Below are 23291 nucleotides of genomic sequence, written 5' to 3'. Positions count from 1 at the left end.
CTACCTACCTATGAAAAACTTTGCAGAAAGGCTCTATACAGCCCTTGAAAATCAACTGAATGAAGTGATCGTTCACGGCGGCACACAGGCCGAACAGCTCAAGGAATCGATCAGGCTTTGCAAAAAATCGATGACCAAGCTCAAGAATTATATTTCCACCTATGCCTTTGGAAGCCGGGAAGAAGAAATGGAATTCTTTAAAATGATCAAGCCGCGCTTTTACAGCAAGTATATCTACTTTATCAATGTCTATAATTTCCTGATGCATAAGCCGCTTGGCGGCGCAAATGTGCTCCGGGATTATATTAACCAGGAACTGACCGCGCTGAAAAGCTTTTTTGACCATAACCACTCTTTTTATCAGTATTACCGGGCGGGATCTACCGAAATGGATCATACCTTTTTTACGCGGGGGGACTTTGACGTGCATATTGAACTCGAAGACTTTGAGGAAGATGAGCTTTATTCAACCACCCACGACTATAAACTCTCCAAGATCATGGCGAATGAAAAGTTCCAGGATTACCTGAACCGGGAACTGATCCGGCTGGACACCGAGTCTCCCCAGGTTCCGGAAGCCGTTAACGAGCCCGAGCTGGTCTGGACATTTAACAAAACTGATCTGGTGGAACTGATCTACGCGCTGGTCGCACTGGGCGTTTTCAACAACGGCCATATCGCCCTCCGGCCGGTCATTGATTTTTTCCAGCGCTCATTCCAGGTCGACCTTGGTTCGTATTACCATAAGTATACCGATATCACCAACCGCAAAAAAGATAAAACGGTATTTCTCGACAAGCTCAAGCTGGCGCTCCTCCGGCGGATCGAAGAAAGCTTTGAAAAAGACATCCCCGTACAACAGCGAATGCAGTTCAAATAGCGGCATTTTCCCAAAAAAAACACCTACCTGTCACAGCAGGTGTGAAAAAGTTGCCGGCAGCATACCAACCTTTGCTTTCAGAATCGCCGCATGGTGCGGCGAGGAATAAATTAAAGCTATATGTTGTCTTCAATTTCCTGGCAGCACTATTTCGCTGCCGTAATGACTGCGCTTCTGCTGTATTACCTCTATATCGCCCTCCGCTATTACCGGGCCGAAGTGCTGAAATTTTTAAAAAGAAATGGGCAAACAGTCGCATTTCCCCTGAATGAGGCGCGGCCCGTCCCGAATATCATGGGTAAGGCGATGCCCGATAAAGGGGTATCCCTGGCGGGGAATGATGAAATACTGGTCATGGAAGCGACGCCCGATGAATACGATCCCGCTTCCGCAGCACAGAAGACCGCCGGACACCCGGAGATCGTTCCCGATCCATCCCGGGAACTCGTCAGCGAAGCGGACAGTTTGATCACGGCCTTTGAAAATGAGGGGGACAAGCAGGAATTTATCAGCCTGCTGAAAATCCTGATCGGTTCTTACAAGCGGTTCCGCGACGAGATCGATTTCCCGGAAACCCTCGCCGGTGTACTCCGCATCGCTCAAAATAAATTAAGTTTCCCCGTTTCTGCTGCTGATTTGCAGGGCGTCTGGGAATGATCCGTTCACATTTAAAAAACAACAATCATGAAAGCACAGAAAGCAACAACAGGTGCAGGTATCATAAACTTCCTGCGACGGGCGGCGGTAACGCTGTCCATGCTCCTGATGACCGTAGCACTCTACGCACAGGACGGTAATGCCGGCATACAGGAGGCAACCACACAGGTCAAAAGTTACTTCTCCACCGGTACACAGCTAATGTATGCCATCGGGGCCATTGTCGGCCTGGTGGGCGCTGTTAAGGTCTACAAAAAATGGAACGACGGCGAGCATGATACCGGCAAAGTGGCTTCCAGCTGGTTTGGCAGCTGTATTTTCCTGGTCGTGGTGGCCACCGTATTGAAATCATTCTTTGGTGTTTAACACAACTGCCATGGCACATTACAGGATCAACAAAGGAATTAACAAGCCGGTGGAATTCAAAGGGCTGAAGGCCCAGTATATCGGCTATCTGGCCGCAGGCCTGGTCATGCTGCTGCTGGGATTCGCCGTGATGTACATCATCGGGGTCCCGGTACTGGCCTGCATAATGGTCGTAGCCGTTTCGGGCAGCCTGCTTTTTGTCCAGGTTTACCGGCTCAGCCATACCTATGGTGAGTACGGACTCATGAAAAAGACGGCTAAACGCTATCTGCCCCATTACCTGAAATTTCAAACCCGGAAGATCTTTCTCCAATTAAAAAAATAACAATGGCATTATTCAGTAAAGCAGAACAGGTTTTTCCTGTCTACAAGGTAGAGCATAATTGCATGGTCTCGGCGCAGGGCGACCTGACGATCGGCTATAAGGTAAATCTCCCGGAAATATTTACGCTGTCCAATGATGAGTATCATGCATTTCATGAAGTGCTCATCAAAGCTTTAAAGCTGATCCCCGGGGATAGCGTGTTTCATAAACAGGATTGGTTCATCGCTGATCGCTACGAAGTGGCATTTACCGACCAACAGGGTGGTATAAAAGGATTTTTAGCGCATGCCAGTGAGAAGCATTTTCACGAACGTGCGCACCTGCACCATCACTGCCACATCTTTCTGACCAAAAGACCGGCTCAGTTTAAACCCTATACGAGCGCGGTCAGTACCCTGATGCGTAAACGCATGGTTCCTGCACAAACCACTTCGGATGAGCTATGGCATGATTTTGAGGATAGCGCAGGTCAGTTCGTCCGGGTATTGGAAGACAGCGGACTGGTCTCGCTGACACGCCTGGGTGATGATGAACTTACAGGCACCCGGAATAACGCCGGCATCCTGGAGCAATATTGCTTTCTGCTGGGTGCCGGCGACCAGCCGGTACTGAAAGACATCCATCTCCGGGAGGGCATCAGGATCGGGGACGATCATTGTCAGCTCTATAGCCTAAGCGATGCCGAAGACCTGCCGGCGTTATGCGGGCCGAGGATCACCTATGATAAATACAGCACGGATAAAACGAAGTTCAGTACGGGCTTTGCGACGCCCGTGGGGACCTTGTTAAACTGCAACCATCTTTACAACCAGTATATTTTCATAGAGGATGCCGCCCGGACGATCAAAAAGCTGGAAGCGAAAAAACTGAGGCTGCAATCCCTTTCCGCTTACTCCCGCGAGAATGCCATCGGCCGCGACGCCACGCATGAATTTCTCAACGAAGCGATCAGCCAGCAGCGTCTGCCGGTAAAAGCACATTTTAATATTTTGGCATGGACCGACAAACCTGAAGCGCTGAAAGACCTGAAAAACAGGGTCAGCTCCTCCCTGGCGCAAATGGATGCGCGGCCCAGGCAGGAAACGGACGGCGCAGCGCAGATCTGGTGGGCCGGACTGCCGGGCAATGAAGCAGGTTTTCCCATGAATGATACCTTCGATACGTTCGTGGAACAGGCGACCTGCTTTCTGAACCTGGAAACGAACTACCGTTCGAGTATCGGTCCCTGCGGTATCCGGCTCGGCGACCGCTTATCCGGCAAGCCCGTGCATGTCGACATCAGCGATGAGCCCATGAACAAAGGCATCACGACTAACCGGAATAAATTTATTTTAGGGCCGTCAGGCAGCGGCAAATCCTTCTTTACCAACCATCTCCTGCGCAGCTATTTCGAGCAGGGTGCGCATGTGGTGCTGGTCGATGTCGGACATAGCTACCAGGGCTTATGCGAACTGGCCGGCGGCTATTATTTTACCTATACGGAGGAAAATCCGATCAGCTTCAATCCCTTTTTTATTCCGCCGGGCGACTACCTCGATACCGAAAAAAAGGAAAGCATCAAAGCCATGATCCTGGCGCTTTGGAAAAAAGAAGACGAGGGGGTACAGCGTTCTGAATATATAGCGATCTCTGACGCCCTGTTCCACTACTATAAAAAACTGGAAACCCTGCCGGAGATATTTCCCTGCTTTGACAGCTTTTACGATTTTCTGGCCCGGGATTTCTACGAAACCATGAAACAGTCAAAAGTAAAGGATGAGCGCTTTGATATTGATAACCTGCTTTTTGTACTCAAACCCTATTATAAGGGCGGTGAATATGCTTACCTGCTGAATGCCACGTCTAACCTGGATCTTTTGCAGCGGCGGTTCATCGTCTTTGAACTGGATAATATCAAGGACCACCCGATCCTCTTCCCCGTGGTCACCCTCATCATTATGGAAACTTTTGTGTCCAAAATGCGCAAGCTCGGCAAAGAGATCAGGAAAATGATCCTCATTGAGGAAGCCTGGAAAGCGATAGCGCGGGAAGGGATGGCGGAATATATCAAATACCTGTTTAAAACGGTCCGTAAATATTTCGGGGAGGCCCTCGTGGTGACACAGGATATTGAGGATATCATCAGTTCACCGGTCGTAAAGCAGGCGATCATCAACAACAGCGATTGCAAGATCCTGCTCGATCAGCGGAAATATCAGAATGACTTTCCCAAGATACAGCAGCTGCTCGGGATCACGGACAAGGAAACCGCTTTAATTATGAGCATGAACCGGAACAATGATGAAAACCTGAAATATAAAGAGGTATTTATCAGCCTGAACGGCCAGCTGTCCAAAGTTTACCGGACAGAGGTCAGCCGGGAGGAGTACTGGACCTACACGACGGAATCGTCAGAAAAAGCAAAAGTCCAGGCTTATACCAAAAAATACGGCAGCATCAGGCTGGGTATAGCGGCCATCGTCCGGGAAGAATCACAGGCAGTAACTTCAAATAGCCAACAATGAAAACAGTAAGCAGATTAACCACGCTTTTAGCCCTGCTCTTCATGGGGTGCAGCAACAATCCGGCAACGGATATCGAAGGGACTTATGTGAACTCATCCCGAAATAAATATGCGATAAATGAGGACACGTTGATCATTTCGCGTCTGGATGCAAAACTTAAGGTATTTAAGGTTATCGACCATGTGGGCTTCCGTCGTATCCGAAATGGTGTCGTACAACAGAAACAATACAAAAGCAGAAGATGGAACGCAACGTGGGACACGGATTATCAGCTACTATCTGAATCCCGATGGGGCAGACGGCTTTATTTCAACGCAGATAAAAAGACCTTAACTATTCAGGATTTCGAGTACCTGAAAATCAAATAATCCGAAACTATAAACAAAATAGAATTCCTGCTTCGGGCAGGGATACGGGAGGTTTTATGAAAAATTTTAAGCAGCTGGCGGCATTGGTCATAGTTTTTTGGCTGAGCCTGTCATCGGTAAAAACGGCAAATGCGCAGTTTGTCGTCGGGGAAGTGATCAAACTTACCGTAACTAAGGTGATCAAAGCGATCGATCTGAAAGTGCAGCGCCTGCAGAACAAGACCATCTGGCTGCAAAATGCACAGAAGGTACTGGAAAACCAATTGTCAAAGCTAAAGCTCACAGAAATTTCCGGCTGGTCAGATGAGCAGCGGGAATTGTACAGCGGTTATTATGCGGAGTTATGGCAGATCAAATCGGTGGTGGCTTATTACCAGCGCATCAGAGACATCACCGTCAAACAGGCCGCTCTGGTGGCCGAATACCGGCAGGCCTGGGCACTGTTCCGGCAGGACAGCCATTTCCGGCCGGAAGAGATCAGCCAGATGGAAAAGGTTTACACGGGCATACTCAATGCCAGTGTTCAGAACCTGGACCAGGTGCTGCTGGCTGTGAACAGTTTTAAAACGCAGATGACGGATGAGGAACGGCTGGAATTGATCAACAAGGCCGCCGATCGCCTGGATGGGAATTACGACGATCTCCGCCGGTTTAACAGCCAGAATATCCGGCTGAGCTTGCTGCGCAGTAAAGACCTGGACGATACAAAAAGTATAAAAAAGCTATATGATATCCGCTAACCGACATGGTCAGGCAGCCGGTAAGACCGGCAGCCTGCAAATGACCTGGCTGCTGGCCTTCCTTTTTTTCATTGCCGCAGCCCTTCCGGTGAGCACCTGCCGGGCGCAAACCTTCGCCGAATGGTTTTCGCAGAAAAAGACACAGAAAAAATACCTGCTGCAGCAGATCGCCGCCCTGCAGGTCTATACGTCGTACCTCAAACAAGGGTATACGATCGCCAGCCAGGGTTTAAGCGGCATATCCGGCGCCTTATACAAGGAATTCGGCTTGCATAACGCCTATTACCATAGCTTGAAAACAGCCGGGCCCGCTATCAGGAGTAACCGGCAGGTCGCCGAGATCGTGCAATGGCAACAGGATATCCTGGACCGCCTGGCGCAATTAGACCGGGTCGATGGCCTTAAGCAGGGAGAGCGCACCTATATCAGCCAGGTAAAAAATGCCCTGCTCAGGGATTGCAACACGCAAATGACCCTGCTGCAGGATATAATGACGGATGGCCGGGTAACATGGAGTGATGAAGAACGGCTGAAAACGATCAGCAGCATACATACAGCTATGGAGGACAACTACAGCTTTGCTACTGCATTTACGGACAAGGTTTACCTGTACAAAGTCCAGCAGGAGCAGGAACGGAACAGCGTGCATACCGGCAAGGCACTACACGGATTACAGTAAATACAAACAGTTATGAAAAAGCAGATTCAATTTTTTTCAGGCATTGCGGTTTGGCTATTCCTCGGATTCGGTTCGGTTAAATGCCGGGCACAGGGACAGGAAATGCAACAGCTCTTGCTGAATATCGAAAAACTGACCCAGCTCAAAAGCATCCTTTCGGATATGAAAACCGGTTACCAGATCTATCAGCAGGGTTACGGTACCATCGCTTCCCTGGCAAAGGGAAACTTCAGCCTGCATGATGTTTACCTGAACGGCCTGCTGCAGATCAACCCCGCCGTAAGGAATTATGGCCGGGTGGCCCTGATAATTTCCCAGGAAGCCAGTTTGCTGACCGAATATAAAAGTGCATTCCGCCGGTTCAGCCAGAGTGGTAGTTTCCGGCCGGAGGAACTGTCCTATATCAGCCAGGTGTATGCCCGCCTTGTCCGGCAAAGCCTGGACGATCTTAATGAACTGACCAGCGTGCTTACCGCGGGAAAATTGCGCATGAGCGACCACGAGCGCATGACAGCAATCGACCGCGTGTATGCACAAAGTACCGACAAGCTACAGTTCCTCCGGTACTTTAACCGGCAGGGAAGCATCCTCAGCCTGCAGCGCAGCAAAGACCGGCAGGATGCCGCCGTATTGAAGCAGCTTTACGGCGTAAATCATGACCAACCCTAAAATAGCAAAATGATGAAAACGAAAATGATATGGACCGCTATACTGACGGTCACAGGACTGCTGGCCCCCATCCTGGCCAGCGCGGAAGGCCTGGCGAGTGATATCCAGGGGCTTCAGGGAACCCTGAATGGGGTGTATAATGATATGTTACCGATGTGCAGCCAGCTGATCGGCACGGGCAGGGCAATAGCGGGCTTTGGCGCGCTTTGGTACATCGGCAGCCGCGTATGGCGGCAGATTGCGGCCGCGGAGCCCGTAGATTTTTATCCGCTGATGCGCCCCTTTGCCCTGGGCCTGGCGATCCTGCTGTTCCCGACGGTCATCGCGGTGATCAACGGCATTCTCCAGCCCACCGCGAACGCTACCGGCGGAATGGTGCAAAACTCAGATGCAGCGATAGCGGCCCTGCTGAAAGCCAAAGAAGAGGCGATCGAGAAAACCGATACCTGGCAGATGTACGTCGGTGACAGCGGCGACGGCGACCGGGACAAATGGTATAAATATACCCACCCGGACGACAAAACCGGAGATGGTGAAGGCATGCTTTCGAGCATCGGCAATGATATGAAGTTCGCCATGGCCAAGGCTTCCTATAATTTCAGAAATACGGTCAAACAATGGATGTCAGAAATCCTGCAGGTGCTGTATGAGGCTGCCGCGCTGTGCATCAATACCATCCGGACCTTTTACCTGATCATCCTGGCGATTTTAGGACCGATTGTGTTCGGGCTGGCAGTCTTCGACGGTTTCCAGCACACGCTGACCGTCTGGCTGGCCAAATATATCAACGTATTCCTGTGGCTGCCCGTCGCCAATATTTTCGGGGCGATCATCGGCAAGGTGCAGGAGAATATGCTGAAACTGGACATCTCCCAAGTACAGACGTCAGGCGATACCTTCTTCAGCGCGACGGATACGGCTTACCTGATTTTCCTGCTGATCGGTATTATCGGCTATTTCACTGTGCCCAATGTCGCCAATTATATCGTGAATGCCGGTGGCGGCAATGGCTTGCTGCAAAAGGTGAACAGCATGGTAGGCGCTGCCGGCAGCTCAGTAGCGGCCACAGGCTCAGGCGGCGCAGGAATGGCGGCGGATGCATTCGGCAACCAGCGCTCCCATACCGCCCAGGGGATGTCGGAAAATGCGGTTTCCAGGCCGTATTTCAACGAGCAGGAACCAGCCGTTAACAGCCGGCAGGCGGGTAAAATAGACCCGAAATAAACGACAATTTATCAATAAAAATCAAAATCCCTGCGGGGAGAAAAGGAGGAACCCATGTTCACACATCTCAAAAATATCGAAACCGCCTTCCGGCATATCAAGCTGTTCAGCTACCTGCTTATCGGTGCCTGTACCGCCATTTCCTGCTTCGCCCTGTACAAAAGTTACCAGGCGGCAGACCTGGCCCAAAGTCATATCTATATCCTGGCCAACGGTAAGGCCCTGGAAGCGGTGGCTGCAGACCGTAAGGATAATATCCCGGTAGAGGCCCGCGACCATATCCGGATGTTCCATCACTATTTCTTTACCCTTGATCCGGATGAAAAAGTAATAGACGGTAATATCGGCAAAGCGCTTTACCTGGCGGATGAAAGCGCCAGGAACCAGTATAACAACCTGAAGGAAAAAGGCTATTATAATAACCTGATCTCCGGGAATATCAGCCAGCATATCAGCGTCGATAGTATTCAGCTGGATATGGACCGTTACCCGTATTTCTTTAAATGCTACGCTACCGAGAAACTTATCCGTTCCAGCTCAACAGTCAACAGGAGCCTGGTCACACAGGGCTTCCTGCGTAATGTCTCACGCTCGGACAACAACCCGCACGGCTTCCTGATTCAGCAATGGGAAACCTTAGCCAACCGGGATACTACCATACAGCAGGAACAGCCATGAACAGCTGCAATAAAAAAACGGCCCCAAAAGCACCGGCGGGCGGTAATGACCGGCTGGCCGCCCTGATTGCAGGCAGGATCCTCAGCCTTCAGCGTCGCCTTGCCCTGAACCTGAATAAACGATTCAACGCGCTTACGCTTCAGCAACAGAAATGGATTCTCCGGGGTGCCGTTGCCTTGATATCCATCATGCTGATCGCCGGCCTGTCAGGATCATTTTACCCGGTTAAACCGGCTCTCGGCAACAGTTCCCTAAGCCCCCATATCGGTATGCCTTCAGGGATATTGCCCCCCGATCAGATCAGACCACAGTTAACAGATTCATTAATTCAAAAAAAGTAAATCATGAAAAAAGATCCGGTACGCGGCCAGGCGCCGCAACACAATCCTGAGTTTTTGAAGGAAAGAAAATTCAGGCTCATCATTCCACTTCTTATTCTGCCCTTTATGACCATGGCCTTTTGGGCGCTGGGCGGCGGAAAACATCTTTCCCGGGAGAGAACGGCCACGGCGGCAACCGGGCTGAACACCACCTTACCGCAAGCCAGGTTCAAAGGCACCCAGCCTGAAGATAAAATGGATGTCTACCGGCAGGCGCGCCGCGACTCAGCAGGAAGTGCTGCAGCGGGCGTAAGCCCCGCCTTCCTGCAGTCGATGGGCTTTGACAACACCGCGGTCACCAATGACCCGGCGATCGCTACCGCCGCCGGCCAGGACATGCCGATGACCGACGCCGGGGAGACCGAATCCCGGGTTCGCGAAAAGCTGGCGCAGATCAACCGGCAGCTGAATCAGCGGACTGCTTCTGGCTACCACAGCGCCGCCACCACGGTACAGGAGCCTGGTGCCGATGTTAAAAGGCTGGAAAAAATGATGAAAGCCATTGACCGGGAAAATACCAACGATCCGGAAATGGAACAGTTAAATGACATGGTCACCAAACTGGCAGCCATTCAGCATCCGGAAACAAACGGGAACCGGGCAGGGGCAAAACAGGCTGCGGAAACAGCCTTCCGGGCTATACCCGCAGTAATTGACGGGAAGCAAAAGGTGAAGGACGGCGCTACCGTACGCCTGAAGCTGACCGACTCCGTGATGCTTAAAGGCGTATCGCTCCCTAAAGGACAGTTATTGTATGGCGCCTGCCAGGTAACTAACCAGCGATTGTTGCTGAACATCAGAAATATACGCATCGGCAAAAAGATCATTCCTGCTGACCTGACCGTGTTCAGCCTCGACGGCATGCCGGGCATCCCGGCACCGGAGGCGGAGCTTGCAGGGGCGGCAGGCAGCAGCGCCGATAATGCCGTGGCCGCCATGCAGGTCATGAGTATGGACAACTCCATCGGGGCACAGGCCGCAGCCGGCGGCATCAACGCCGTAAAATCGCTCTTCAGCAAGAAGATCGGAAAGATCAAAGTGAAGCTTGACGATCAGCTACCGGTACTGCTGAGAAACAACAGTAAGAATTAACCGCCCGCAAGGGTATCTGAAAACCATAAATTTTAAAAAAATGAATACGCAAAATGCAGAATTCCTGAAAAAGACCCTGCTGAACCTCGGCTTTGGCGAAAAACTGAATGCCGAACTCGACAAACAGCTGGAAGCGCGCGCGCCGGAGTTTAACCTCTCGGCACAGCATGAATTTAACCAGAAAACCGTGGACTATACCCTGCACTTCAAGGCAGGTGATAACCAGGACATGTATTTCTTTAATAAATACGATGCGACTATCAATCACCCGGAGAATCCGGCAAAGAATGCAGACCAGACCTTTTACATTAACAAAGGCAGCGGCATTACCGCCAAAGAAGCTTTTAATTTAATGGAAGGCCGGGCGGTACACAAAACACTGTTTAACCTGGAGGGGGAGAAATACCAGGCCTGGCTGACGCTGGACGACAAAAATCTGACGGAAAGCGGGAATAAACGCATCAAACACTTTCATGAGAACTACGGTTACGACCTGGAGAAGGTGATCGCCGGCAAGGGAATTAAAGAACTGGAAGAACCGAAAACGAAGGAAGATATCTTGTATTCGCTGAAGAAGGGTAATATGCAGCAGATAACCGTCGGTTCCGCGGATGGCGACAAAAAGTTTTTTATCGCTGCCAATCCCCAGTTCAAGACGGTCGATCTGTATGACCACCAGCAGAAAAAGATCAAACGGGAAGAATTATTACAGCCGGCACAGCAAACGGCTAAAAGTGTAAAACAGAAGGAGCAGCAGCAGGAGGAGCTGCCTGCAAAAAAGCAATCCCGGAAAAGTAAGCTGCACGTATAGCTATTTTTCCCGGGCAGGGCGGAAGTGCCCTGCCCGTTTTGGTTATCGCCTATAGGTATCCGTGAAGGCTCAAGCTATGGAGCTATACGTGCTCCAAAATAAATTTCGCGTCAATTTGCAATTCGCTGTGTACCGCTTTTAAAAAATCGATACCCGGTTTTTGCTTACCGTTCATAATGAGTGACAGTTTCGCATCGCTTACCTTGAGCTTTTGAGCCAGTTCACGTTGTTTCAGTTTCATTTCAAACATGCGCATCTCGATCATGCCGACCAAAGTCGTAGGCGCCTCGATAACATATTTCGATTGCTCATAACCCTGCGCGCTTTGTGCCAGGGTCCTGATCTCGCTTAACTCTTCCTGGGAAACGTTACCGCTGCCCTTCGCCATCAGGCTGTCTATTTTAGCCATTACGTCTTTGTAATCGGCTTCGTTTTTTATCGCTTTCATCAGTCCCGTTGATAAAAAGATCCGTTATATTGATTAAGCCGCCTTTCTCCATAGGCAGTTTATGGTGCGCTTTTTAAATTGTAGCGCAATCAATCTTATCATAAGCTTTGTGCGTGCCCACAAAACGGATGTAAACCGTCCGGATATCAAAAAAGATCATAGCCACGATCCGGTAATGATTACCCCGGATATCAAAGACGAACCGGTCATTGCCTACCGCATCAACCGTATTAAACATGGCTTTGATCTCATGATAATTTGCCCAATCCGCCTGGGTGACCAGCCGGTACCAGTTATTGAGCGCATCCCTGGCATCGGCATGTTGCTCATAAAAGTCCCTTAATGTCCCATAACTGATGACGACCATCCCTGTTTATTATTTTCACAAATCTAAAAAAAATTTAGAAATTCTAAAAATGATTAATCGCTAAATGTTATTAGTTCTGATGATTATTTCTCCGGCAGGACTTCATACGGTATTTTCTCTTAAAGAATTTTGGCCATCCTGACGAGTGATGACCTGAATAGCCTTTGCTATCAGGTCCGCTATTGCATTTTCGCTGCGCTGCAAAAGCATACGCCATGCGCAGGATGTTTACAATTCTAATTAAGCGCATTGCTCAGGCCGCACTTGTTTACCCGCTGTCGCCGGGAAAAGCTGCGCTTGCCTTCTTTCTGCCCTTAATTGACTACCGAAAGATCAGATGCTTTTCAGGCACTATTTTCCAACGAAAACGGACAAAAGCGGCGTCAAGATCGGTCAGCCCGTTCGTACGAACGCATAATGCCCTCCGCAGCGCTTCGGTCACTCTTCGGGACTTATAGTTCTCCCGCCCGTGCTTTGCGACCGCCTTTTTGACTTTCTTTTTTACCGTTTTTTCTTTTGAAAAATAGCTTTTTAAGGAAAGTCACCGGGGAAAAAGGAAAAGAAAAAATAAATTTTTTAACCCTTTAAATCATTTAAAAATGAAAACAGCAGAAAAAAATGCAAACAGTGTACAAGGTGCAGCAGCAAAAAACGACCAAACCGTTAACCGTATCGAAAACCGCCCAAGTCTGACCGGAAAGGAAGCTAAACAAGATGAAAAAACTAAAGATCAAACACCTGCCCAAGCTCCGCAAGTTGAGGCAACCAAAACTACCGAAGTTAAGACCGGCAGCCCCGCTGCAGTGGATAACCAACCCGCTGACGCTGCATCACAAACCCCAAGCCGGGAAGTGACCGGTGAACAAAAAACCGGCCCCGACAAAGCAGCGGGTGTAAGTGAACCCAAAAAATTCGCGCTCAATTTAGAGCAGACTTTAAAATCCGTTAATGACCTCCACCGCCTGAGCATCCAGCGCCTGGCTTTGATTGCCCGTATCAAGACTTTAGAAGATTTTGAAGTGAAGCTCGAAGAAGAAAATGATGAGCTGGAAAGTAACCCGTATCAGGGCTGCAGGTTGATTATCGAAGATGATAAACGCCGTCAGTTTGTGACTAATACGCCAAACCTGATCCGTATGGTATCTCAATTTATTTTCGACGCCTGCCATGATAAACTGGCCGAGATCGAAGCGAATATCGTTTTTCCCAATGCTTAAAACAGGTATGCTCCCGGCCTATGCCGGGAGCATCTTTTATGGTTTCACCCCAAACAGCAATCCCTATGTACGAGCAATTTATAGAGCTGACCAACCAAATCTTTTGGGAAGGTTACGCCGAGCAATTGGCAAAAGAAAACCCCGCACGTTTTCAGCTTGAACTAAGCGATTTTATGAACACCTACCAATTTTAAGACAATGGAAGATAAAATCTTTTTACTGGTGAAAGTCACCGTCAAAACTTCTTATCGCAACATACATGATGCGATACAGGAACTGCAATCCAAAACCGAATTAGTGGTGAGCAGTACCAAAAATGTCAAGGTTTTGAATACAGAGATCATGCAATTAAAGACACGGACACCTTAAATTATACATTATGGCACATCAGATCAATTTCAATCAAAAAACAGGCAAAGACAGCTTTATGAGCGTAAAAGAAAAAGCCTGGCACGGGTTAGGGCAGATTATAGACCGCTATCCAACCAGTAGCGAAGCGATACAACACGCCGGTTTGGATTATATCGTAGAAAAACGCCCTTTGTTTACCTATGATACCAACAATCACGTTTGGGGCAATACCGATGGCATCCCCGAAATTGAAGTACCGGATTTCTTTGCCACCGTCCGGGCAGATACGGAGCAGGTTTTAGGCGTAGTCGGTAACGATTATGAAGTGGTACAAAACCGGGATGCGTTTTCCTTTTTTGATGCCATCGTAGGTGGTGGCGATGGTATTTTATATGAAACCGCTGGGGCATTAGGCAAAGGTGAGCGCATTTTTATCACTGCCAAACTACCCGATTATATACGGGTTGGTATTAAGGACTGGATAGAGCAATATTTGTTTTTAACCACTACACACGATGGTTTGGGGAGTATTACCGCAGCTTTTACGCCTATCAGGATAGTCTGCAACAATACGCTTAACGCTGCCATGAACAACCATTCAGGGGCAATTAAAATACGTCATACCGCCTCCGCAACGGAAAGGCTGAAACAAGCCCATACGCTAATGGGTATCAGCAAATCCTTAGGCGGTGAACTGGAGGGCTTATTTAACCAGTGGGCTAAAGTGCGTATTACGGATGCCGAGGTTAAAAAGCTGATACAAATTGCCATGGCACCCAACAAAGAGGTTTTGGAAAATTTAGCCAAAGGCAAAGCTGAGCTGCTGTCTACGCACTATACCAATATCGTGGATAATGTTTATGCTTACGCTTTAGGCAGTCAGACCCAGCAAATGGAAACCACCGCCGGAACGGTATTTGGTGCCTATAATAGCGTTACGGGCTATTTTCAAAATGTACGCAGTTTCAAAAGTGACGAAGCGAAATTTAAGTCTATTATGGACGGCACAGCCAAACAACGCGCACAAACTGCTTTTAACCTCTGCCGGGATTTCGCCACGCAGGGAAGTGATGCGTTATTTTATAACTAAATTGCAATAAGGGGGGAGCAATTCCCCCTTATTGCTAATATTGTCCGGCGGCCCCGCTGTGCGGGGCCCGTGGGACGCCCCCTGTTTTCATGTGGATTAACGACTGTCGTGAAAACAGGGGGCGTTTATTTATAAAAACTGCAACAAATTTCCTTAGAATCCAAGTTCAATAATATGGAAAGTTCCAGGCAACTGTTTTGGCCTAGGATGCATATTGGCTGCTGTTGCCGGTACTGCCACCGTTTGTGCAGCCGGAAGATAAATCTTATGTGTTTCCAAGTCTACACCTATTGTCCGGGCGCTTGGCTCGGTGGTTACATTTTCCAGTTGTTCAAATTTATTGGCAGATATCTCTTTGATCACCGATAGTGAACCTTCGCCATTTGATGTATAAATCATTTTCAAGATTGGGTCAAAGCCAACGCCGTCACAATCACCTATTTTATACTTTACCAGGTTCTTCCCGTTAGCTGCATCCATAATGATGAGTGTTTGATTGCCGCCGCAGCCTACAAATAACCGGTTAGTATTTCTGTCTATCGCTAATCCCGATGGCTCCTCGCCATCTTCCAGTTTGTAACGGTGGACGATTTTAAAAGTATTGGCATTGATCACCACAACCTCATTAGTGGTTTCCGAATTTACAAATACGAGGCCCTTATCATCAGAAACACCTGTTTCGGGCTTACCACCCAGGGCAATGGTGGCTACCACTTTATCTGTTTGAGGGTCGATTACCGAAGCATCCTGGCTGCGTCCGTTGAAAGCATATATTTTTTTGGAATAGTTATCGTAAAAAATCGCATCAGGATTAGTGCCCACAGGAATGGTCGCCAGCGTCTTGTAGGTTTTCAGGTCGAATACCGTGCAGGTGTTTGCACGGCCGTTGCTGGTATAACCTTTACCCATCGCTTTGACCAGCGCAATACCGTGAACACCGTTTGTGGCACTGATCACACCCAGGGAATCACCTGAGGTGCTGAGGATATTTACCTGCGTGGCATGGGACACAAATAAACGGTTGCCTTCAGCATCAACGGTAATATAGTCCCATCCGCCAACGCCGCCTATCGGAAACGAGCGGTTAATGTGCAGCCCGGACTTTTGTTGTGCCGCTGCACTAAACGAAAAGGATAGAACGGCATACAATATAGATAATTTTTTTAAGGTTTTCATCGGGGTCTTTTTTTAGAACAATATGAATGAACATTCTGTATAAATTCTGGACAAATTTTTTTATTCAGTCAAAGTTTTGTGACGGTAGGCAATACGCAGCATGCTTGGCAATACTATCAGCAACAATGGCAAAGCGATCACAAATCCGCCAATCACCGCTATCGCGAGTGGCTGGTGCAGTTGTGCACCTGCACCTATACCCAATGCCAGCGGCATCAGGGCGATAATGGCGCCGAGCGCCGTCATCAACTTCGGGCGTAAACGGGTGGAGATCGAGTAAACTATTGCCTCGTCTACAGAACTTTCTTTCGCGCTCTCGCGGAATTGCCAAAATGTAAAAATGGCGTTTTCTCCAATGATACCGACGATCATGATAAGGCCGGTATAACTCCCTACGTTAAGCGGTGTATGGGTAAGAAAAAGGGCCAGGAAACTTCCGCTGATGCCAAGGACCGCGATAGCGAGGATAATGAACGCGACACTGATTTCACGGAAGAGGAATAGGATAACGCAAAATACCAGCAGGCTGGCTGTAACAAGGATAATGAGCAGTTCTTTGAACGATTGTTGCTGTTCGGCGTATGCTCCGCCATATTCTACATGGTAGCCAACGGGCATGCTCACCTTTTGCTCAATACCTCTCTGGATAAGTGGAATCACGCTGCCCAGACTGCCCTGGTCAAGCCGTGCGGTTACCACACCCATAGACTGCAGGTTTTCGCGCTGAATTTCCGCATCACCGGTGTGTATGGTGATTTTAGCAACTTCTGAAAGCGGCAGCAACTGGCCATTGTTCAGAAAAATACGTTGGTTTCTTAAACCGTTGATGTCAAGTGTACGGTTACCGGGATAAACCATACGGATGGGCGATAGTTGCTCCTTTTCAATAATTGTCCCTGCCAAAGAGCCGTCAAGCGAGTTTTGTAATTGTGTTTGTAAGGCGTTCGGGGTCAGGTTATACTGCGCCAGCTTGCGGTAATCCGGGTTCAATTCTACCGATGGCCCCGCAACAACTATACCGTCAAAAACGTCCGCTGTTCCTTTCACATTGGTCACTACCTCTGCGATCTGTTTTGACAGCTTTTGCAGCGTTAACTGATTATCACCGAATACTTTGATTTCGATGGGTTGGGTTGAGGTCATCAGGTCCCCCAGCATATCCCCGATAACCTGGCCAAAGTCAACACGCAAGGCCGGCTGGCTCGCTTCGATCTGGCCGCGCAAATCACTGGTCACCTCCTCGGTGGTTTCTTTATGGTCCTTTTTTAATTGTATAAGGTAGTCGCCCGTATTCGGTTCCGTGATAAAGAAGCCCATTTGTGTGCCGGTACGGCGGGAATAGGCCTGCACATCGGGATGCTTAATGATGATCTTTTCGATCTCGCGCAGCATGCGGTCAGTCTCGTTCAATGAGGTGCCCGGCGGCGAGGTATAATCCAACACAATGCTCCCCTCGTCCATATCGGGGAGAAAGCCGCTTTCTAAACGGGCGGGGATAAATATGACTACGGCGATGAGCAATAAGGTAAAAATGATACTGATGACAGGTTTGTGAATGAAGAAGGAAACCCAGCGCTGTTTCTTTATATGGTGTTCCTGCTCTTGCTGCGCAGCATTTTTTGTTTTATTACGTGTCAGCAGCAGGTAAATCACCGGTAAGCCGATCCAGGTGACAAAGAAAGAACATATCAGCGTAATGATCATGGTACTGGTCATCACCTTAAAGTATGCCCCCGCCACGCCGCTCATGAGCACAAAGGGTACAAAGATAACGATCGTGCTGAGTGACGACCCGACCATGGCCGGGAACAGGTAGCTGATAGCTTTATGTAATAAGGCTGTCGTCGGTTCGTCGGGATGTTCTTCGTGCGTGCGGTGGATTTGTTCAACGACAACAATGGCATCGTCAATAATAAGCCCGATGGAAGCTGCCACAGCGCCGAGCGTCATGATGTTAAGCGTATAATCACGTACATACAGGATGATCAGTGTCAATCCCAGTGTTACCGGTATCGTGATGAGAATGGTCGCGCTGGCTTTCACCGACCGCAAAAAAATGATGGCCACCACTATGGCAAGTAATAACCCGATCCATAAACTATCGGTTACACTTTTGATGGCTGTTTTTACAAAATCGGCCTGCACATAATAGGGTTTGATCGTAACACCCGGCGGAAGAATCTTTTTTAATGCAATGACCTTTTTGTCCATTGCATCAGACATGGTCACCAGGTTGGCATTGGGCTGTTTGACGACGGCGACCAGTACGCCCTCGTGCCCGTTGGCGTTTATCTTAGTATACTCGATGCCGGGATTGATCTGCACATCGGCTATATCTTTTAACTGCACTACCCGCTTCCGGTCATTGCTAATAACAATTTCCGCCAGCTCATCCCGGGCGCTTACCGTAGCTTTCATCACCGTCAGGTACAACATCTTATAATCAGAAAGATAGCCTTCAGACTTGATAAAATTAGTTTGGGTCAATGCGCTGCTCACCATATCGGGGGTAATGCCCAAAGCACTCATTTTTTGTATATTAAGGACCACCCAATACTCCTTGTTTTTACCACCGATAACACGGATGTCAGATACGCCCGCTACCTGCGAAAGAAAGGGTTTAACGGTATAGGTAGCGATTTGCTTTAACTCAATAGGTGATTTGCTATGACTTTCCAACGTATAGCCGCTTACGGGCAGAATAGAAGGGTTCATTTTCTGCACCGTTATATTAACATCGGGCGGCAGGGTGTTCTTGATCTGGTTAATGATGGCCTCGATGCGCTGCTGGCTGATGTCGATATCCGCGTTCCAGCTCATAAATGCGGAAATTTCACAACTGCCACGACTGGTAGTGCTCCGTACGTATTCCAGATCAGGCACTTGCTTAACGGCGTTTTCCAAAGGTTTGGTTATTGTCACCATCATGTTGTCTACCGGTTGCAGGCCCGCATCGGCAATAATCTTGATCTTGGGAAAGGTGATTTCGGGAAAAAGGGAAGATTGCAGCCGCGAGTAAGCGAAGCCGCCGCCCAGCAGCAGGATCAGCAAAAGGAGGCTGACCGGCTTTTGATAACGTACAAAAAAATCCTGTGTTTTTTTCATGGATGATTGATTTTTATCCTGGCGGTATCGGCCAGGCCGTAATTGCCGGTTTCGACAATACGGTCAGACGGTTGAAATGCAGGTGAAGTGATTTCTACCCGGTCACCGGTTTCGATGCCCTTGGTCACGATGGTTTTTACGGCAGTGCTATCATTGATCAGTTTCATCACCCAAAATTCCGAGAGAGTCTCGTTCGCCAGCACGGCAGATTTAGGCAGCATCATCGCATTGGTTTTAGCAGATTTAATGATCCGCGCCTTGGCAATCAGGTTTTCCGGCAACGGTTCCTTGCTGTTTACCATAATGACCAGGCCCTGAGTTTGCGATAAGGTGTCGACGCTGGGCATTACTGAGGCCACATGTCCTGTTAGCCCGGTACCGTCGGGCAGGGTCAGTTGCAGGGTCTGGTTGTGGGCCATTAACTGGTGAAGCTCATAAGGCACCTGCAATAAGAAGGCAAAACTATTATGATCACTGATAACGGCCAGTTGCTCGCCATCCTGTACGTAGTCTCCCACCTGATGGTTCAATTGGGCGACATATCCGTTGGAAGAAGCCCGGATACGGTTGATGCCGGAAAATTTAAACGTGGTATCCAACACATTGATCGTGTTACCGATGCTCCGCGCTTCTTTGGTCTTGATCGTAAAAAGCAACTGACCTTTGCTAACAAATTGCCCTGGTTTAATGCCTACATGCTCAATATAACCGATGGCATTGGCCTTAACGTAGTTTTTTTGCAGAAAGGTGGATGTCGCATTTAAGGTAATGGTATCAGACAGCGGGCCCGTTTCTATATGAGTGATAGTAACCGGCGTGATGGCAGGCGCAGCGCTTTCTTCATCCGCAGGAGAACTGCCGCCTCCATGGCAGGCACTTACGGCCAGCATGGCACAGAGCAACAGGGCAGGATAAATACGGGGGTGTTTATGCATAGTTAAGATCATTTACTCCAATAATTAAGTTGATTGATGAGTTGTAATTGAGCGATGCTGTTGGTCGTTAGCAAATTCTTGACAGAAAGATAGCCGTTGATGGCCAGGATCAGGTCGGCAATCTTCAGGTCACCTGTCTGCATCAATTGGGTATCTACTTTAATGAGCGATTCCGAATATTTAAACTGGCTTTTTATTTCGTTTAATAAACTATCATAACCATTAATCTGTTCGCGCAACTGCTGTACCTGCTGCGTATACTGATGGTCAAAAAAAAGCTTGTATTGCTGCCGGGTATCTTCTTCCAGTTGGATTTTGCGGTGCGCCAGCTTTCGTTGACCGCCGTCGTATATAGGGATAGTAAGGCCGAAACCGGCACTGGCCCCGAAGTTCTTGTAATAGCCGGCCATCAGGTCGGAGTTATACCCGCCATCTACGAAAGCATGCAGCTTGGGCTTGTAGTTATAATCAACCAGTTGATGGGCATTGCTGATCCGGATACTGTCCAGTTGAAACTGCTTAAAGAATATACTGTGCGCACGGTCGGTGAGCAACGCAGGCAGAATATCCGGTTTACGCAGTGAATCCAATATCGTATCACGAATGCCGGCCAAGTATTTCAATGTACTGTAATCCGCTTTATATTGGAGGCGCGCCTGGCTGAGTTGAAGTTGTGCCTGCTTCAGCGTAACCAAAAAGGCCAGGTAATCGCTTTGCTTATAGACATTGCTTCGGGTCAATTTAAGCAGCACCTGTTCTTCCCGGGAAAGCAGGTCAACGGTTTCCTGGTTAAAGCGTTGCTGTTCCTGGCTGCCGTAAGCGGTTATATATTGAGCGGTAACGGTTTTACGCAGGTCCTGTTCAGACAGGCGGATGGTATTCCGGATGGAATCTTTTTGGTTGAGAACGCTCAACAACTGGGCATTGAGATAACTTCTGCCTATAAACTGCTTGTTTACCGTTACTAAGCCGGTTAACTGCTGGCCGTTGGTAATGGCCGGTGAATAGCCGTACCCGTTGATCACAGGTGCATATAAGCCCATGGCGCTGCCGGTAACCTGTGGCTTAAAACCGGCCTTCAGGCGGATACTGTCTAATTGGGCTGCAAGTATCTGGTTGTTCAGATCGCGAATAAGCGGGCTGCCGGACACGGCCGACCGGATAAAATCATCCAGGCTACGCGTTTGTGCACGGCTGACGAATGCCGTCCCTAGCAATAAGGCACAAAGAAAATATCGCTTCATGCCACTAAACTAAATACGAATTCTGGATAAAATTTGGATGCCTGATCAGGCGGAAAACCTTATCGTAAAGGTATGCAGCCCGTCTTGAAAAATATAATTAAGCCCATAACCGTAATTTTCGCAAATCTGGCTGACCAGTGTCAAACCCAGCCCCGTACCTTCGGATGCCGGGGATTTGTAAAAACGCTGAAAAATAGTATCGGCATTTAACGGCGAATCAGCTCCTGTATTACTGATGCTCAGCCGGTTTGGGTTCAGGTCAATGATAATCATACCTTCTGGCCGGTTATGCAAAATAGCATTTCCCAGCAGATTGTTTAGTAATATATTGAGCAGATCACGGTTGATGGTAATTTTGACAGGATCAAGCGCCTCTGTTAACTTGAGGCCTTTTTCTGCGGTTAATTCCTGAAATTCCACAGTTTTCTTCCGAATAAAAAGTGCGATTTCAATTTCTTCCTGCGTTGGCATCAGCCTGTTCTCAATCCGGGAAAGCAGCAACATGGAACGGTTAAGTTTTTTAAGACGGCCTACGGTGTCATAAACCTCGCTCATCAGCCCCCCCTGGTAGTCGGTCATGTCCGGCACCTGCATCAAGATATCCAGCTTGGACATGATGACGGCCAGTGGTGTCATCAGTTCATGGGAAGCGTTTTCCGTAAAGGTCTTCAGTGATTGATAATCATGTAAAACTCTTTGAGACATCGCGGTCACTTCAGTATTAAGGTCATGAAACTCATCAATTTTGCTTTCGACCGGGTGGATGCCATTCTGATCCGCCAGATTAAAACGCTTGATTTGCGTAAGGGTCTGGTTAAAAGGATCCCATAACTTCCTCATGAGCACCCGGTTGATCAGCAACAGGACGACCAGCAGGCAAAAAATTACGCCGAGTGTGATGATAAAGATCAACCGGATCAAATCCTCGGTCTCTACCGTTGATTCGGTGATCTCAACCTTGTAGTGGCGGCCGCCCACGGTCACCGAAGTAAAAAGTGTGCGCCCAGTTTCTTCTTCACGCTCGCGTGCGTCAAAAAACCGGGTGTTCAGGAATTTCCGATCAACCGTATCATTTGTGCCGATTGGTGTAAACTGGATGTGAAGGTCATCGGATTTGAAAACCTGGGGTAATCTGTGGTTCAGCTTGACATAATCAAATATTTCGTTTTCCTCTACCAGCAGGTCCTTGTCCACTTGCCCCGTCAGGATATAGCTGATTGTGAAATAATAGATAAACCCGGTGACCACGATCATCAAAATGGTAGACAGCAGGTTCACACGGTTATATCGGTCTAGCAGTTTCAATGGTCTGTGAATTTATAGCCCATGCCATAGGTGGATTGAATATAGTCGACACTTCCTGTATCGATCAGTTTCTTCCGCAGGTTTTTGATATGCGAATAGATAAAGTCAAAATTGTCCGCGATATCGATCTCATCCCCCCAGAGATGTTCAGCTATTGCGTTCTTGGAAATCACCTTTCCCTTATTTGCCATAAAGTAAAGTAACAGGGTATATTCCTTTTTGGTGAGCTTAACGGGCTCATGGTGTACATATACCTGTTTGGCAAGCAGGTCGATGGTGATCTCGTTAAAAATGATTTCCCGGTTGCCATTAAAAGATTTCCTGCGCACGATGGCCATAACACGGGCTTTCAGTTCCGAAAGGTGAAAGGGTTTCGTCAGATAGTCGTCCGCGCCAAGATCAAGGCCCTTAAGCCGGTCATCAAGCGAATTTTTCGCCGAGATAATCAATACACCGTCAGGATGATGGTTAGCTTTCAGTGTCTCCAGAATATCCAGGCCGTTGCCCTTCGGCAACGTGATATCCAACAATATACAATCATATCGGTAGACATTGATCTTTTGCTGTGCAGCAGGATAATCACTTGCGGTTTCGCAAATGTTCCCACCCTCCGTAAAGTACTCCCGGATACTGTCACGCAGCCCGGCTTCATCTTCTATTACCAGTATTTTCACAACGGT

26 protein-coding genes are annotated in these 23291 nt (G+C 48.5%); 18 read left to right on the top strand and 8 right to left on the bottom strand.

The window, feature by feature from the left end; translation table 11 throughout:
- The first annotated feature begins 10 nt into the window (after positions 1-10).
- From I5M19_RS04430 to I5M19_RS04365, 14 genes are all read left to right on the top strand, one after another.
- On the top strand, positions 11-880 hold the full coding sequence (locus tag I5M19_RS04430) for an RteC domain-containing protein (RefSeq protein ID WP_200064455.1): 870 nt from the start codon (positions 11-13) through the stop codon (positions 878-880).
- Between the two features lie 120 nt (positions 881-1000).
- Positions 1001-1537 (top strand): hypothetical protein, encoded by a 537-nt coding sequence (locus I5M19_RS04425; protein ID WP_200064452.1) that lies wholly within the window; start codon positions 1001-1003, stop codon positions 1535-1537.
- A 27-nt stretch (positions 1538-1564) separates the two neighbouring features.
- Positions 1565-1903: a DUF4134 domain-containing protein gene (locus I5M19_RS04420; protein WP_200064449.1), complete on the top strand. Its 339-nt coding sequence runs from the start codon at positions 1565-1567 to the stop codon at positions 1901-1903.
- Positions 1904-1913: 10 nt separating this feature from the next.
- Positions 1914-2228, top strand: coding sequence for a DUF4133 domain-containing protein (locus I5M19_RS04415; protein ID WP_200064446.1), 315 nt, complete (start codon positions 1914-1916; stop codon positions 2226-2228).
- A 2-nt stretch (positions 2229-2230) separates the two neighbouring features.
- Positions 2231-4732 carry a TraG family conjugative transposon ATPase gene (locus I5M19_RS04410; RefSeq protein WP_200064443.1) on the top strand — a complete coding sequence of 834 codons (2502 nt, stop codon included), beginning with the start codon at positions 2231-2233 and terminating at the stop codon, positions 4730-4732.
- Between the two features lie 41 nt (positions 4733-4773).
- Entirely contained in the window at positions 4774-5100 is a 327-nt protein-coding gene (locus I5M19_RS04405; protein WP_200064440.1) for a hypothetical protein, read from the top strand.
- A 56-nt stretch (positions 5101-5156) separates the two neighbouring features.
- Entirely contained in the window at positions 5157-5840 is a 684-nt protein-coding gene (locus I5M19_RS04400; protein WP_200064437.1) for a conjugal transfer protein TraI, read from the top strand.
- A complete protein-coding gene (locus I5M19_RS04395) occupies positions 5827-6519 on the top strand; it encodes a hypothetical protein (RefSeq protein WP_200064432.1) in 693 nt (230 codons plus the stop codon). The genes I5M19_RS04400 and I5M19_RS04395 overlap by 14 nt, the downstream gene beginning before the upstream one ends.
- Positions 6520-6531: 12 nt before the next feature.
- Complete coding sequence (locus I5M19_RS04390) at positions 6532-7188, top strand: TerB family tellurite resistance protein (RefSeq protein WP_200064429.1); 657 nt, start codon at positions 6532-6534, stop codon at positions 7186-7188.
- A 12-nt stretch (positions 7189-7200) separates the two neighbouring features.
- Complete coding sequence (traJ, locus tag I5M19_RS04385; RefSeq protein ID WP_200066091.1) at positions 7201-8412, top strand: conjugative transposon protein TraJ; 1212 nt, start codon at positions 7201-7203, stop codon at positions 8410-8412.
- A gap of 54 nt (positions 8413-8466) precedes the next feature.
- On the top strand, positions 8467-9090 hold the full coding sequence (gene traK, locus I5M19_RS04380) for a conjugative transposon protein TraK (RefSeq protein WP_200064426.1): 624 nt from the start codon (positions 8467-8469) through the stop codon (positions 9088-9090).
- On the top strand, positions 9039-9431 hold the full coding sequence (locus tag I5M19_RS04375) for a hypothetical protein (RefSeq protein ID WP_200064423.1): 393 nt from the start codon (positions 9039-9041) through the stop codon (positions 9429-9431). Before traK ends, I5M19_RS04375 begins: the two co-directional genes overlap by 52 nt.
- Before the next feature lie 3 nt (positions 9432-9434).
- Positions 9435-10562, top strand: coding sequence for a conjugative transposon protein TraM (gene traM / locus I5M19_RS04370; RefSeq protein ID WP_200064420.1), 1128 nt, complete (start codon positions 9435-9437; stop codon positions 10560-10562).
- Between the two features lie 40 nt (positions 10563-10602).
- On the top strand, positions 10603-11373 hold the full coding sequence (locus I5M19_RS04365; RefSeq protein ID WP_200064415.1) for a hypothetical protein: 771 nt from the start codon (positions 10603-10605) through the stop codon (positions 11371-11373).
- Between the two features lie 82 nt (positions 11374-11455).
- Here the strand turns inward: I5M19_RS04365 and I5M19_RS04360 are convergent, their stop codons facing one another.
- Positions 11456-11821, bottom strand: coding sequence for a helix-turn-helix domain-containing protein (locus tag I5M19_RS04360; protein ID WP_200064413.1), 366 nt, complete (start codon positions 11819-11821; stop codon positions 11456-11458).
- A 73-nt stretch (positions 11822-11894) separates the two neighbouring features.
- On the bottom strand, positions 11895-12188 hold the full coding sequence (locus I5M19_RS04355; protein ID WP_200064410.1) for a type II toxin-antitoxin system HigB family toxin: 294 nt from the start codon (positions 12186-12188) through the stop codon (positions 11895-11897).
- Positions 12189-12787: 599 nt separating this feature from the next.
- On the opposite strand from I5M19_RS04355, the gene I5M19_RS04350 reads away from it, so the two are divergent.
- From I5M19_RS04350 to I5M19_RS04340, 4 genes are all read left to right on the top strand, one after another.
- A complete protein-coding gene (locus tag I5M19_RS04350; protein ID WP_200064407.1) occupies positions 12788-13405 on the top strand; it encodes a hypothetical protein in 618 nt (205 codons plus the stop codon).
- Positions 13406-13470: 65 nt separating this feature from the next.
- Positions 13471-13599, top strand: a complete 129-nt coding sequence (locus I5M19_RS18695; protein ID WP_262895485.1) for a hypothetical protein — start codon at positions 13471-13473, stop codon at positions 13597-13599.
- Positions 13600-13603: 4 nt separating this feature from the next.
- Complete coding sequence (locus I5M19_RS04345; protein WP_200064404.1) at positions 13604-13774, top strand: hypothetical protein; 171 nt, start codon at positions 13604-13606, stop codon at positions 13772-13774.
- 10 nt (positions 13775-13784) lie between these two features.
- Positions 13785-14846, top strand: a complete 1062-nt coding sequence (locus I5M19_RS04340) for a DUF932 domain-containing protein (RefSeq protein WP_200064401.1) — start codon at positions 13785-13787, stop codon at positions 14844-14846.
- A gap of 153 nt (positions 14847-14999) precedes the next feature.
- Here I5M19_RS04340 and I5M19_RS04335 read toward each other — a convergent pair whose 3' ends face one another.
- Genes I5M19_RS04335 through I5M19_RS04310 form a run of 6 tightly spaced genes read right to left on the bottom strand, consistent with a single transcriptional unit; the run spans position 15000 to position 23285 of the window.
- Entirely contained in the window at positions 15000-16022 is a 1023-nt protein-coding gene (locus I5M19_RS04335) for a YncE family protein (protein WP_200064398.1), read from the bottom strand.
- 60 nt (positions 16023-16082) lie between these two features.
- Positions 16083-19127 (bottom strand): efflux RND transporter permease subunit, encoded by a 3045-nt coding sequence (locus I5M19_RS04330; RefSeq protein WP_200064395.1) that lies wholly within the window; start codon positions 19125-19127, stop codon positions 16083-16085.
- Positions 19124-20074, bottom strand: a complete 951-nt coding sequence (locus tag I5M19_RS04325; protein WP_200064392.1) for an efflux RND transporter periplasmic adaptor subunit — start codon at positions 20072-20074, stop codon at positions 19124-19126. Before I5M19_RS04325 ends, I5M19_RS04330 begins: the two co-directional genes overlap by 4 nt.
- Complete coding sequence (locus tag I5M19_RS04320; protein ID WP_200064389.1) at positions 20071-21306, bottom strand: TolC family protein; 1236 nt, start codon at positions 21304-21306, stop codon at positions 20071-20073. The genes I5M19_RS04325 and I5M19_RS04320 overlap by 4 nt, the downstream gene beginning before the upstream one ends.
- Before the next feature lie 45 nt (positions 21307-21351).
- Positions 21352-22611 (bottom strand): sensor histidine kinase, encoded by a 1260-nt coding sequence (locus tag I5M19_RS04315; protein WP_200064387.1) that lies wholly within the window; start codon positions 22609-22611, stop codon positions 21352-21354.
- Positions 22608-23285 (bottom strand): response regulator transcription factor, encoded by a 678-nt coding sequence (locus I5M19_RS04310; RefSeq protein WP_200066090.1) that lies wholly within the window; start codon positions 23283-23285, stop codon positions 22608-22610. Before I5M19_RS04310 ends, I5M19_RS04315 begins: the two co-directional genes overlap by 4 nt.
- Between the last annotated feature and the right edge of the window lie 6 nt (positions 23286-23291).

This window comes from Mucilaginibacter segetis (assembly GCF_016522075.1).
Lineage (GTDB): Bacteria > Bacteroidota > Bacteroidia > Sphingobacteriales > Sphingobacteriaceae > Mucilaginibacter > Mucilaginibacter segetis.
The sequence above is the reverse complement of the archived record's forward strand: the minus strand, read 5'-3'. Positions and strand labels throughout refer to the sequence as shown.